13 protein-coding genes are annotated in these 12,583 nt (G+C 40.2%); 8 read left to right on the top strand and 5 right to left on the bottom strand.

The window, feature by feature from the left end; genetic code table 11:
- Positions 1-11: 11 nt before the first annotated feature.
- The gene (locus OQX62_RS01545) at positions 12-692 is read left to right on the top strand and encodes an OmpA family protein (protein WP_265829582.1); all 681 of its coding nucleotides are present in this window, start codon (positions 12-14) and stop codon (positions 690-692) included.
- An 82-nt stretch (positions 693-774) separates the two neighbouring features.
- Here OQX62_RS01545 and OQX62_RS01540 read toward each other — a convergent pair whose 3' ends face one another.
- Positions 775-1,119 carry a hypothetical protein gene (locus OQX62_RS01540; RefSeq protein WP_265829580.1) on the bottom strand — a complete coding sequence of 115 codons (345 nt, stop codon included), beginning with the start codon at positions 1,117-1,119 and terminating at the stop codon, positions 775-777.
- Between the two features lie 94 nt (positions 1,120-1,213).
- Between OQX62_RS01540 and OQX62_RS01535 the strand changes: the two genes are divergently transcribed.
- On the top strand, positions 1,214-2,230 hold the full coding sequence (locus tag OQX62_RS01535) for a Gfo/Idh/MocA family oxidoreductase (protein WP_265829578.1): 1,017 nt from the start codon (positions 1,214-1,216) through the stop codon (positions 2,228-2,230).
- Positions 2,231-3,013, top strand: coding sequence for a zinc-dependent peptidase (locus tag OQX62_RS01530; RefSeq protein ID WP_265829576.1), 783 nt, complete (start codon positions 2,231-2,233; stop codon positions 3,011-3,013).
- Here the strand turns inward: OQX62_RS01530 and OQX62_RS01525 are convergent, their stop codons facing one another.
- The 3 genes from OQX62_RS01525 to OQX62_RS01515 form a co-directional block, all read right to left on the bottom strand.
- The gene (locus tag OQX62_RS01525; RefSeq protein ID WP_265829574.1) at positions 3,014-4,003 is read right to left on the bottom strand and encodes an alpha/beta fold hydrolase; all 990 of its coding nucleotides are present in this window, start codon (positions 4,001-4,003) and stop codon (positions 3,014-3,016) included.
- A gap of 151 nt (positions 4,004-4,154) precedes the next feature.
- A complete protein-coding gene (locus OQX62_RS01520; RefSeq protein ID WP_265829572.1) occupies positions 4,155-6,473 on the bottom strand; it encodes a TonB-dependent receptor in 2,319 nt (772 codons plus the stop codon).
- Positions 6,474-6,771: 298 nt separating this feature from the next.
- Positions 6,772-7,173: a hypothetical protein gene (locus OQX62_RS01515; RefSeq protein WP_265829570.1), complete on the bottom strand. Its 402-nt coding sequence runs from the start codon at positions 7,171-7,173 to the stop codon at positions 6,772-6,774.
- Between the two features lie 86 nt (positions 7,174-7,259).
- Here OQX62_RS01515 and OQX62_RS01510 point away from each other — a divergent pair, with 86 nt between their 5' ends.
- The 4 genes from OQX62_RS01510 (at position 7,260) to OQX62_RS01495 (ending at position 11,271) form a co-directional block, all read left to right on the top strand.
- Positions 7,260-7,904, top strand: coding sequence for a TetR family transcriptional regulator C-terminal domain-containing protein (locus OQX62_RS01510; RefSeq protein WP_265829568.1), 645 nt, complete (start codon positions 7,260-7,262; stop codon positions 7,902-7,904).
- Positions 7,905-7,918: 14 nt separating this feature from the next.
- Positions 7,919-9,220: an ABC1 kinase family protein gene (locus OQX62_RS01505; RefSeq protein WP_265829566.1), complete on the top strand. Its 1,302-nt coding sequence runs from the start codon at positions 7,919-7,921 to the stop codon at positions 9,218-9,220.
- Positions 9,217-10,662 (top strand): SDR family oxidoreductase, encoded by a 1,446-nt coding sequence (locus tag OQX62_RS01500; RefSeq protein WP_265829564.1) that lies wholly within the window; start codon positions 9,217-9,219, stop codon positions 10,660-10,662. The genes OQX62_RS01505 and OQX62_RS01500 overlap by 4 nt, the downstream gene beginning before the upstream one ends.
- Before the next feature lie 216 nt (positions 10,663-10,878).
- Positions 10,879-11,271 (top strand): response regulator transcription factor, encoded by a 393-nt coding sequence (locus OQX62_RS01495; protein ID WP_265829562.1) that lies wholly within the window; start codon positions 10,879-10,881, stop codon positions 11,269-11,271.
- Here the strand turns inward: OQX62_RS01495 and OQX62_RS01490 are convergent.
- Complete coding sequence (locus OQX62_RS01490; RefSeq protein WP_265829560.1) at positions 11,268-12,038, bottom strand: Ku protein; 771 nt, start codon at positions 12,036-12,038, stop codon at positions 11,268-11,270. The two genes, OQX62_RS01495 and OQX62_RS01490, sit on opposite strands and share 4 nt — an antisense overlap.
- A 77-nt stretch (positions 12,039-12,115) precedes the next feature.
- On the opposite strand from OQX62_RS01490, the gene OQX62_RS01485 reads away from it, so the two are divergent.
- Positions 12,116-12,583 (top strand): nuclear transport factor 2 family protein, encoded by a 468-nt coding sequence (locus tag OQX62_RS01485; RefSeq protein WP_265829558.1) that lies wholly within the window; start codon positions 12,116-12,118, stop codon positions 12,581-12,583.

Raw genomic sequence — 12,583 nt, 5'->3', positions numbered from 1 at the left:
ATATGATAACCATGATTACTTCAAAATTTAAAATAGCAACATTTAGTATCGCTCTTGCAATGACTGCTATGGCATTTCAGGGATGCGATAGTTTAACAAAAACTCAAAAAGGTGCTGGTATTGGTGCTGCTGCTGGTGGTGTATTAGGCGCTATCATTGGTAAAAAAGCTGGTAATACTGCTGTTGGAGCTATTATTGGTGGTGCTGTTGGTGGTACTGCTGGTGGTTTCATTGGAAAAAGAATGGACAAACAGGCAGCTGAAATCAAAACTGCTATACCAAATGCAGAAGTAACACGTGAAGGCGAAGGTATCATTGTTAAATTCGACAGTGGTATTTTGTTTGATTTCGATAGCGCAAATCTTAAAGCACAAGCAAAAGATAACGTTAAATCTTTAGCCGGATCATTGAACGAATATCCAAACACAGAGATTAAAATTATCGGACACACAGATAACAAAGGTACAGAAGCTTATAACCTGGGTCTTTCTCAGAAAAGAGCTGCGGCTGTTAAAGCTTATGCTGTTGCACAGGGTGTACCTTCATCTCGTTTAACTACAGCTGGTAAAGGATTTGCTGAGCCGATTGCAGATAATACTACTGATGCAGGAAGAGCAGCTAACCGTAGGGTTGAAGTTGTTATTGTTGCAAACGATCAGTTGAAAAAAGAAGCAGCTGCACAAGCTAACTAGTAGTAGAAATACGCATAAAAAAACCGGAGGCTAATGGCCTCCGGTTTTTTTATGTAAAAGAATATCGGATCTATCTGTATTGTTATTGATAGATATCTTCAAAATATAGGATAGCCAGCGATTTCAGCAGCATTTCCTGTTCCATCATCGCAAATGAAGGCACAGCTTTTACCAGCTTCCAGTGTGGCCACCCATCCTGATCAAGTCCCTCCAATTCATAAAAGCCCATCTCACTTAGTAAACGACAGGTAGCAATGTGCATCAGCTCTTCTTTCTGACGTTTACTGTATTTGCCCGGTCCCTTACCCAACTCCTGAACACCAATTAAGAATAATATGACTTTTAAATCCGGTATATCTGAGTCGAACTCCTGAGCAATTTTTTGCTGCAGGATTTTCCATTTTGCATTAGTTTCTGCGGGTTTCATAGTGCAAAGATAGGAACTCTAGCAAGGTTTATGACATTATAATTAAACCTTAATCTTTAGGATTGGTTAATTTAGCAGATAAAAACAAATATAAATGGATAGAGTAATCTCAACAGGCCTTATGGCTTATGGCATGTCCGGCAAGGTATTTCACGGTCCTTTTCTTCATGCACATTCCGGTTTTAAACTGCATGCAGTAACTGAACGTAATCAGAAAGCTGCAGAAAAAGACTATCCCGGAATCATCAGCTATAACAGCACGGAAGATTTACTGGCAGATGAATCAATTGATTTAATTGTAATTAACACGCCCAATTTTACACATTACGACTACGCAAAAAAAGCCTTAAATGCAGGCAAACATATTCTGGTAGAAAAGCCATTTACGGCCAGCTCTGCAGAGGCAGCAGAAATTTTTGGCCTGGCTGAAAAGCTGGATAAAAAAGTTTTTGTTTACCAGAACAGAAGATGGGACAGCGACTTTACCGCGGTGAAAAACATTATTTCAGCAGGTACATTAGGTAAACTGTCAGAAGTTCATTTCAGATTTGACAGGTACAAAGCAGCCATTGGTGTAAAAAGTTTTAAAGAAGAGCCTTTAGCGGCGAGCGGATTACAATATGACCTTGGTCCGCATTTGCTTGACCAGGTGCTGAGCATTTTTGGCAAACCAGATAGTTTTCATAAAATATTGGGCAAAAACAGGAAGAACACACAGGTAGATGATTATTTTTCTATTCATCTGGCTTACCCTGACAGTGTAAATGTATTTGTTCATTCCAACATGCTGATTTCAGATGTACAACCTGCTTTTGTATTACATGGAGAAAATGGAAGTTTTGTTAAAGAAAGGGCCGACGTACAGGAAGAGCAATTATTATTAGGCATCAAACCGAACGAACCTGGTTTCGGCATAGAAGCTAAAGGGAAAGAAGGCAGGTTGACGCTGATCAATAAAAACGGAGAGAAAACACACGAGCTGGTCCCATCAGATGCGGCGACTTATTTACCACTTTTCGAAGCCGTTTATGAAGCTATAGTTAACGAAAAACCCTATCCAATCACTCCGGCACAGATTATCACACAATTGGAAATATTGGAAGCTAAATAAATGACGCCTTATCTGATATTGATTGCAGTACTCCTGATCGCGATGTACTTCATATTCCGAAAAAAGAGAACAAAAGTGACTGCTGGGAATCAGGCGGCCGACAGCGGCATGAGTCAGCTTTTGACAGCACATGTTGCGTATTATCAGCATCTTGATCATGCTGACCGCATTAAATTTGAAAAACTGGTACAGGCCTTCTTAACTGATGTGCGCATTGAAGGCGTAGGCATAGAAATAGAGCTGATAGACCGTGTGCTTATTGCATCAAGTGCAGTGATTCCGACTTTTGGATTTGATTACTGGAAGTATCAGAACCTGAGCAGTGTACTTCTATATCCTGATACTTTCAATAAAGACTTTCAGTTTGAGGGGGGCGACCGCAGCATTCTGGGAATGGTGGGCACGGGATATATGAACGGGCAAATGATCCTGTCCCGTTCTGCGCTACGGCAGGGTTTCTCTATTTCCGCGGATAAGGAAAATACCGCTATCCATGAGTTTGTACATCTGCTGGATAAATCTGATGGTGCCACGGATGGCATCCCTGAAAACCTCATGCCGCATCAGTATATTATTCCCTGGGTAAAACTCATCCATCAGGAAATCAATAAAATTGAACAGGGGAAATCAGATATCAATCCTTATGCAATTACCAATGAGGCAGAGTTTTTAGCCGTAGTATCAGAATACTTCTTTGAGAAACCTGATCAGTTCAAAGAGAAACATCCTGATTTGTACGGCATACTGGCAGAGACCTTTTCACAGGATCCTGCTAAAAAATAACTACAGGCTGCCTAAAAGTGCAACAATGAATTCAGTGGGTATTTCCAGATGCGGAATGTGCCCGCTGCCTTCAAATTCGATGAGTTTAGCTTTCGGGATTTTTGCCGCAGTCTGTTTGCCCAGCAATTTATACTGACCGTGTAAAGCCTGTTCCTGCAGACTCAACAAACCTTTACCAACTATGGTTTTATCTTCTTTTCCGATAAATAAAACGGTAGGTACTGTAATATTCGGGAACTCGTACACTACAGGTTGCTCATAAATCATTGTGAACGTCATCGCTGCAACTTTTGCCCAACGCGGATAATCTGCACTAAAGGTGACGCCACTACCTATCCTGACCAGCTCATCATACTCTGGCTTCCACATCGTGAAATATGAGCTTTGGTAATATTTTTTGATACTTTCTGCGGTCGACTTCAGTTCAGTTTTATATTGCTCCTCTGTAGTTGCATAAGGGACAAACTGACGGTAATCCTCTAGTCCAATAGGATCCTCGAGCAGCAATTTCTCTGTCGTTTGCGGATACATGAGGGCAAAACGTGTGGCCAGCATCCCCCCCATTGAATGTCCAAGGATATTTGCCTTTTGTATACCTAAGGTATCCAGTAAGGCTTTATTCCATCTGGCCATCTGGTGGAAACTGTAATGGATAAAGGGCTTGGACGACTTCCCGAAACCAATTTGATCAGGCACAATTACCCTGAAACCGCGTCCGGTTAAAGCTTTAATTACGTTTGTCCAATAATAACCACCGAAGTTTTTACCATGGAAAAGCACAACGGTTCTGCCATTCGCATTTTGTACAGCCGGAATATCCATATAGGCCATCCTGATATCCTGTCCCTCTGTATGGATGGGCATATACCTTACCGGATAAGCATATTTAACATTTTCGAGCGTGATAGAAAGCGTATCTACCTGCTGCGCCAAAGCAGAAAAGGAAAGACAAAATAAGCAAACAGCAAGTGAGGGGAATTTTCTGAACATATAAAACCAGGTTTAACCTACAAACATCTGGAGGGCTCCAAAAGTTCTGATTAACGTATATTTTACAACAAAGCCCTGTTTTGACGTGTCAAAAAAGTTAGACACTTATCAGGGCACTTCAAAACAGAGCTTTGTTAGTGTATTATTAATTCTATTTTTTCAATGTAAAGGGCAGGTTCACGCCAAAAGTTACATTACGCCCCTGGTTGTAAATACCAAAACCCGGATCTTCAGTACTTAAACGTCCCGGAGCAAAACGACTCAAATGATCATAATAAGCTTTGTTCAGCAGATTTTTGCCAGACACATACAAGGTGATATCCTGAGATTTGCTCAATTTTAATGTTGTACCAACTGCCGCATTTAACAAGGTATAACCTGAAGATGCCTGTTCAAAACTATCAATCTTAGGTTGCTTAAAGAAATTGTCAATACCAACAGATAGATAAGAATTAGTCGCCCCGGCAATTTTTGGCTCAAAGCGTAATTCGTTACGTAAAGCAGCAGCCGGAATAAACGGCAGGGACTCTTTTGTTGTACGGTTGGTTGCCCTTGTGTAAGAAAAGCCGTTTTCAAAGTGTATAAAGCTAACCGGGTGTAAAGTTAAGGAAGCTTCTATACCACGTAGAAAAGCGTTATCCTGCACAAAATTATAGACCGGATATTCATCCCCGCCTGATTCTCTTAACTGGCCGCTATTGCTGTAATAAATATAATTGTTGATGTAATTGGCAAAGCCACCTAAACTTGCACTGACATACTGATTCTGGTAATCAAAAGAAGCATCAAACTGGTAACTTTGCTCAGGTTTAAGCGCGGCATTACCTATTTCATAACGAAATACACCCTCATGCACACCATTTGAAGCTAACTCAGCCACATTTGGAGCACGGAATGCACTTCCTGCATTTGCTTTAAAACTTAGTGCATCGTTAAATTCATGGGTATAACCCAAAGCACCGGTAACATGCGAAAATTTATTCGTGAAAGCATCAAACTCAGAATCTCCACCAAAAGCTTTACCCGTCATTTTTCTATAATCAAAACGGGCACCAGCGTTAAAGGTATTGCTACCCCATGTCTTTTTCACATAAGCAAAGCCACCAAAAGCCTGTGTATCGAAATCAGGAATCAGCTGTTCTTCACCGGTAGTATTTAAGCTATGGATATATTCGCCCGCAACACCGATTACAGGTGCCCAGCCATTTACCTCCTTAAAAGAATATTTCAAATCATAGCTATAAGTATAGCTGTTGAGGAATAAAGCATTGCCAGCCCCTTCTTCTTCCAGTTCTCTGCGCAGGTTATGCTGATAACCTAAGGTCGCTTTTAAGCTTCCCTCACCTAATAGGATATTACTGTTTAAGGCGATTTTATAATGGCGGATATCCTGCTTGGGATAAGCTAAGCTGCGGTCTTTATTTTGTGCGTCTGTAAATGTATCCCCATCTTCAAGAATCAACTCGCCGGCATCATTTCTTGCAGGCTCATAGAAGCCAATATTTGTACGGAAGCTGGATGCATCTAAATGGGCATAGCCCCATTTTTTATTCAGGCCAATTTGCCCTTCGAAATTGCTTTCATTAAATCCGGAATTGGGTACATAACCTACAGGTGTTTTGTACGAATATGCATTTTTGTAGGAACCCCTGGCCTTATAAACCAGACCATTTTCGTTACCTTGTAACATCAGGGAACTACCGGTCAGCCCGTTATTTGTCGCATAATTGGTTAAAAATTCACCCCTTAAAGTTCCTTCCGGAGCAGATGGCCCGTCAAGGATATTGATTACTCCACCCAATGCATCAGATCCATACATTAAACTCGCAGGACCTCTTAAAATTTCCACATGGTCTGCGCTATACTGATCAATCTCAATACCATGCTCATCACCAAATTGTTGTCCTTGCTGTTTTACTCCATTGTTCAATGTAACTACACGGTTATAACTTAGACCCCGGATAACTGGTTTCGAAATTGCCGGTCCCGTGGTCACCTGTGATACACCCGGCACACGTGAAAGCGCATCAATTAAATTGGTAGAGGGGTGACGTAATAGATCTCCCTTACTAACGGTCGATATAGACGTACTGTTTTTACGGTTATCCGAACTCCCGGGAGAACCTGTAATAACAACTTCTCTACCTTCAATCACGCTTTCTTCTAACGCGAATTCAAATGCTCCGGGATTTGCAAAATCAACAATTTGAGTAATCGTCTTATAACCTATATACCTTACCTGAACAAGAAAACGTCCGCGTGCGGGTGCATTTCTAAATACAAAATCTCCGTTTTCATTGGATAATGCTGATTTGTTTAAATCAGGAATGGATATAGTAGCACCCGGTAAGCCGGATTTTGTACCGGCATCTATAATTTTACCTTTTAATTCAATCACATCGGCTGCGTAAGTGCTGCTGAAGGCAGACACTGATAATAGTACAACTAATAACAGATGTATCTTTTTCATAAAAATATATTGTTCTAAAAAATAATGAAGCTATTCATCATAGCCTGTTTAAAAGCAGCCATGATGATGAGGATATCATTGGAATAACTTATTTGTAATTCGGTGAATAGTCATGAGTTTTACTCATGTTCTGACTACTAATTAAAATCAAGCAGGTGTAATTGTTATTTCAACTGTAAATCCGAAAACGTAACAGAGATCTGTTAACGGAATGAAATATACACGCTGAAAAAATGATGATCATTAGTAAAAATGCTGTTTATATGCCACCGCGGATAAACGATCTGCTGGTAGCAGTTTAAGCTAGAGGGGGGCCGCGAAGGGAAGAACCAATCAGAATAGTATAAGCAGCGCTGGTTTTAGCACCGTTGCTTTCATCTGCAGCTTTACTCTCGAGGATAACTTTATATAAAACCGGACTGGTATGGTAGTCCTTTTCGAAATGTGCTGAACAGATTAAACAATTATGCGCTTGTCTGCTTACATGCACCTTATGCATACAAACCTTTCCATACTCCACACAGTTTTCCTCCTCCTCTTCATGGTGATGAAGAGAACTCCATGGCGTTAATGCGATGCTAAATACGCAAAGCAAAAAGAATCCAATGATCCGGTTGATATGTTGGCGCTTGTCTCTCAATTGCAATGCAAAAGTAATGAAATAAGTGCAATTGGAACAACTGCCAGGTAACATTGCCATTATATGACGTAAATAGCCTGATTAGAAGATTTATATAAAAATATGGCATGGTAACTGTTGTAATTCAATGATTAAAATCTATACTCATGGCAAATGCACAGCAAATAAAAAATGGATATATTGATTATGTACTTACACATGATGAACAGCCTAAATCTGTATATAGCTTCGTAAAAAAGCTGAAAATTTCCGAGGCTGAATTTTATGAGTACTATGCTTCATTTGATAGTATAGAAAAAACAATCTGGGTAGAACTTACCGCAGAAACTATTGACACAATACAACAGCAGCAAATCTGGAGTGAATATTCTTCCAGAGACCGCATGCTTTCATTCTTCTACAGTTATGTAGAATTGCTGAAAAAACAACGCAGCTTTGTTATCTACAGCCTAAAAAAACATACTACACGTTTTGCAGCTCCTGAAGCACTTACAGGAGTTAAACCAATCTTTGAAAACTTTGCAGAAGGACTGATCAATGAAGGCGTGGAAAGTGGTGAACTGGCCGACCGCAAATTTTTAACAAAACGATATAAAGATGCACTATGGATACAATTTGCTTTTATTGTTAATTTTTGGGTGAATGATGATAGTGCCGGATTTGAAAAGACGGACGAGGCGATTGAAAAAGGTATTAATGTGACGTTCGACTTATTTCAGCGTTCACCGCTGGACAACCTATTCGAATACGGTAAGTTCCTGTCCCGAAATGGGATTTTACAGAAAAAATGAGGAAAGCATAAAACATGGATGAACAGAACAGTATTCCTGTAACAAAAGTTGAGCGCTCAGCCAAATTTGTGAAAACAGGATTCCAGATTGGCGGCAATTACATTAAACATTATTCAAAAAAACTTTTTAATCCTCAGCTGGGTCGTGATGAGTTGAATGAGGATAATGCTACTGATATTTACAAATCTTTAAGCGAGCTAAAAGGCAGTGCGCTTAAAATCGCGCAGATGTTGAGCATGGATAAAAATATTCTGCCCAAATCATACGTGGATAAATTCACTCAGTCTCAATACAATGCACCTCCATTATCAGGTCCGCTGATCGTAAGAACTTTTACAAAGAACTTTGGTAAAACGCCGGAGACTATTTATGACCGTTTCAATATCAATTCTACACATGCCGCATCTATCGGGCAGGTTCATGAGGCTGAATTAAATGGTAAGAAATTAGCGGTAAAAATCCAGTATCCTGGTGTTGGAGATAGTATCTCTTCTGATCTTAAACTGGTAAAACCTTTCGCCTTCCGTTTACTGGGAATGAGTGAAAAGGAATTGAACATATACATTAAAGAAGTAGAGGAGCGCTTACTGGAGGAAACAGATTATGAACTGGAAGTTCGCAGGTCTATTGAAATTACCAATGCTTGTAAGGATCTGGACAATGTAGTCTTCCCGACTTATTACCCTGAACTTTCCGGAAAACGTATCATCACGATGGACTGGATAAATGGGCTTCATCTCAAAGAATTTCTTAAGACCAATCCTTCGCAGGATCTTAAAAATAAGATAGGGCAGGCATTGTGGGATTTCTATAACTTCCAGCAACACGAATTGCGTGCGGTACATGCCGACCCGCATCCCGGGAATTTTATGATTACACCTGATGAAAAATTAGGGGTAATAGACTTTGGCTGTATTAAAGAAATGCCTGATGATTTTTATATCCCCTTCTTCTCTCTGATCTCATCTGATGTAGTAAATGATAAAGCAAAAACGATAGCCGCATTCAGGCAACTGGAAATGATTCATGCTACAGATAATGAAGCGCAGATAGAATTTTATTATAAAGCTTATCTGGAAATGATTCAGCTTTTTGCAAAACCCTATCTGAGCAGCACCTTTGATTTTAGTCAGCCAGACTTCTTTACTCAGCTTTATGCTTATGGAGAAAAAATCGCTAAAATGCCTGAATTTAAACAAGCCAGGGGCGTTAAACATTTCATTTATGTGAATCGTACCAACTTTGGTCTGTATACCATACTTCAGGAACTAAAAGCAACAGTTAAAACAGATACGTTTAAACCACATGTGGCATGAGAATCCTGCTGACTGGCGCCAATGGCTATATTGGAACAAGATTATTACCTGTCTTATTAGAAGAGGGACATGATGTTGTTTGTATGGTGCGTGATAAACGCCGGTTTGCTGAGGAGTCTGATTTTGGCAACAAGGTAAAAATAATTACAGGAGATTTACTGCAACCTGAAAGCCTGAACAGCATTCCCGAAGACATTGATGCAGCTTATTATCTGGTGCATTCTATGTCTTCCAGCGGTGACAAATTCTCCGAACAGGAGTTTGAGTCTGCCATGCATTTTGTAAAAGCGATACAAAAAACCAAATGCCGGCAGTTAATTTACCTGACTGGAATTGTAAATGATGAGGATCTTTCTAAACATCTCACCTCAAGGCTGGCAGTAGAGAAAGAATTAAAAAAATCCGGCATTGCCTATACCATACTGCGTGCTGCAATTATTATTGGTTCTGGAAGTGCCTCTTTTGAGATCATACGGGATCTTACTGAAAAATTACCCGTAATGGTAGCCCCCAAATGGGTCAATACCCTGTGCCAGCCAATTGCGATTCGTGACGTTCTGGGATACCTGAACGGAATCCTGATGAACGAGCAAGCATTTAATCAGACCTTTGATATTGGTGGTCCGGATGTACTTACCTACAAACAGATGATGCTACAGTATGCAGCGTCAAGAAATTTGAAACGATGGATCATTACCGTACCGGTGCTCACGCCTAAATTGTCATCATTATGGCTCAACCTGGTGACCAGCGTACCCTATTCTTTGGCCCGCAGCCTGGTAGACAGTATGAAGAACGAGGTGGTTTGTAAAGATGAGCTGATTAAAGAAGTAGTTCCCAGGATATGCGTCAGCTATAAAAAAGCCCTGAAACTGGCTTTCGAAAAAATTGAGCAAAATTCTATCGTTTCCAGTTGGAAAGATGCTTTAAACAGGGGATATCTTGACAGTACTTTTATGGATCAGGTTAAAGTGCCGCAGAAAGGTACCCTGGAATATAAAGTGAAGATGCCATTTGAGCGGGAAGCAGCAGAAGTTTTTGAGAACATATGGGGCATAGGGGGAACCAGGGGATGGTATTATATGGACTGGCTCTGGAACCTAAGGGGTTTTCTGGATAAATTATTTGGCGGCGTAGGCACAAGACGCGGACGTACCAGCAATGTTTCCTTACAGGCGGGCGATGTACTCGATTTCTGGCGTGTATTGCTGGCCGATAAAAAAAACACACGATTACTACTATATGCAGAAATGAAAGTTCCGGGTGAAGCCTGGCTGGAACTTAAGATCATTAACCATCATGGGAAATCATTCCTTTCTCAGATAGCTACTTTCCGGCCTTCCGGATTATGGGGCAGAATTTATTGGTATACCATGTATCCTTTCCACCTGATTCTGTTTAAAGGCATGGCAAAAAAGATTACTACTTACCAGGTAAAATAAGAAAGGTACAGTCGCCACAACCGTACCTTTTCCTAACCTAAAACTCACATATAAGACAGATGACAATTGAAAAGGTTTAAATATTTTAATCATATTAGTTGTAAAACAGGCCAACAGCCCCTAAAAACCATGTACAACCTTTTTGTTTATAAAAATTTCAAAACAAGTGAACATAATCAACAGAGTTAAATATATTTGCAGTCTAAACCTATCCCTTTGGACAACAGCTTTACCGCCTGCAAAAACGTACTAGTTATTGAAGACAACCACGCCATCCTGGACGTGATCACATTGATATTGCAAAGTGAGTCTTATAAAGTAACTGGTTTGAATAAAAGTGCCGATATGCTGCTCCATATTGAACAGGTTAAACCAGATTTAATTATTCTCGATATTATGCTGCCAGATGCCGATGGCAGAGATTTATTAAAGTTGCTCAGGTCTGATGCGCAGACAGAGCATATACCGGTGTTAATGATTTCTGCAAGGTATACCGCAGAAAACGTAGAACACGGGGAATTTAAACCAAATGGTTTTTTAGCTAAACCATTTGATATCGATGACCTGCTTGACCGTATTGAGGGCATTCTTTCAGGAAAAATTTATTAAGCACCTTTTTTGTTCCCCAGACTCTGCATCAGCTGACTATATAAATCATCCCCACTTTCTTCTCTGGGCTTTAATTTTTTCACGGTAGCTCTCTTACCTTTAGCCTTAGCTTTGATAATTTTCAACAACTCTTTGCTATACTCATCTTTAAAGCTGCTGATGTCAAAATCAGCTGTATACTGTTTAATCAATGCCAATCCCACATCCAGTTCCTTTTTACTTACAGCAGCGGAATCTACAGGCTCGAGATCTTCATAAGAGCGGATTTCTTCCTGAAAACGAATTTTAGTGACCACCAGAAAGTCGCCCAACGGATGGATTACACATAAGTTCTCTGTGCTGCGCAAAACGAACCTGGCTACTCCTGCTTTTTTGGATTTGACCAATGCTTTTAAAAGTAGTGCATAAGCCTTTTTTCCCTGTTTTTCAGGCTCAGCATAGTAAGAGGTCTCGTAATATATCGGATTAATCTCATCGATATCTACAAAGTTTTCCAGCTCAATCAGCTTCGTTTTTTCCGGACTGGCATCTTCGAAGTCCTGGTCCTCCACAATTACATACTGCTCGTTAAGCAGATATCCTTTGACAATCTTATCAAAGGGCACCTCTTTTTTTGTACTCTCGTTTATACGCTGAAACTTTATCCTGGAATGATCTTTACTGTCCAGCATATCCAGATCAAGATGACTGTTTTGCACAGCCGAAAACAGTTTTACAGGAATATTTACTAATCCAAACCCAATTGCACCTTTCCAGATTGACCGCATAATTTATCCTTTTTATTGATTAACAATGATTTGTTTTGTTTGTTTTATAGACTATCTTAGTTTCAAGCCCGGCAAGAATGAATAACAACGAACAATTACTCCATCACTTTTATACCAGCTTTCAGCAAAAAGATGTTGAGGCAATGCAAAACAGTTATGCAGACAATGCTACATTCAATGATCCTGCTTTCGGCGATCTGAATGCGCTGCAGGTAAGGAGTATGTGGGAGATGCTGGTTGGCAGCAGTCGTGATATGGTCATTACCTTTGGCCAGATCAAAGCTGATGAAAAAACAGGAACTGCAGAATGGATTGCCAGCTACACATTTTCCGGAACAGGTAACAAGGTTATAAACAAGGTCAAAGCCTCATTCATTATTGAAAATGGCAAAATTATCCGGCACCAGGATCATTTTAATTTTTATACCTGGTCAAGGCAGGCATTAGGCCTTTCAGGTCTGTTGCTGGGATGGACATCTTTTTTGAAAAATAAAGTAAGAAAAACCGCCACCGGTAAACTGCAAAAGTACATGGCAGCAAGCTAA

The organism is Pedobacter sp. MR2016-24, from assembly GCF_026239655.1.
GTDB lineage: Bacteria > Bacteroidota > Bacteroidia > Sphingobacteriales > Sphingobacteriaceae > Pedobacter.
This window is presented reverse-complemented; position numbering and strand designations above follow the sequence as displayed.

Excerpts from the sequence above, each read along its gene's own strand:
- OQX62_RS01545 (WP_265829582.1), top strand. The coding sequence starts at position 12 with ATGATTACTTCAAAATTTAAAATAGCAACATTTAGTATCGCTCTTGCA.
- OQX62_RS01540 (WP_265829580.1), bottom strand. The coding sequence starts at position 1,119 with ATGAAACCCGCAGAAACTAATGCAAAATGGAAAATCCTGCAGCAAAAA.
- OQX62_RS01535 (WP_265829578.1), top strand. The coding sequence starts at position 1,214 with ATGGATAGAGTAATCTCAACAGGCCTTATGGCTTATGGCATGTCCGGC.
- OQX62_RS01530 (WP_265829576.1), top strand. The coding sequence starts at position 2,231 with ATGACGCCTTATCTGATATTGATTGCAGTACTCCTGATCGCGATGTAC.
- OQX62_RS01525 (WP_265829574.1), bottom strand. The coding sequence starts at position 4,003 with ATGTTCAGAAAATTCCCCTCACTTGCTGTTTGCTTATTTTGTCTTTCC.
- OQX62_RS01520 (WP_265829572.1), bottom strand. The coding sequence starts at position 6,473 with ATGAAAAAGATACATCTGTTATTAGTTGTACTATTATCAGTGTCTGCC.
- OQX62_RS01515 (WP_265829570.1), bottom strand. The coding sequence starts at position 7,173 with ATGGCAATGTTACCTGGCAGTTGTTCCAATTGCACTTATTTCATTACT.
- OQX62_RS01510 (WP_265829568.1), top strand. The coding sequence starts at position 7,260 with ATGGCAAATGCACAGCAAATAAAAAATGGATATATTGATTATGTACTT.
- OQX62_RS01505 (WP_265829566.1), top strand. The coding sequence starts at position 7,919 with ATGGATGAACAGAACAGTATTCCTGTAACAAAAGTTGAGCGCTCAGCC.
- OQX62_RS01500 (WP_265829564.1), top strand. The coding sequence starts at position 9,217 with ATGAGAATCCTGCTGACTGGCGCCAATGGCTATATTGGAACAAGATTA.
- OQX62_RS01490 (WP_265829560.1), bottom strand. The coding sequence starts at position 12,038 with ATGCGGTCAATCTGGAAAGGTGCAATTGGGTTTGGATTAGTAAATATT.
- OQX62_RS01485 (WP_265829558.1), top strand. The coding sequence starts at position 12,116 with ATGAATAACAACGAACAATTACTCCATCACTTTTATACCAGCTTTCAG.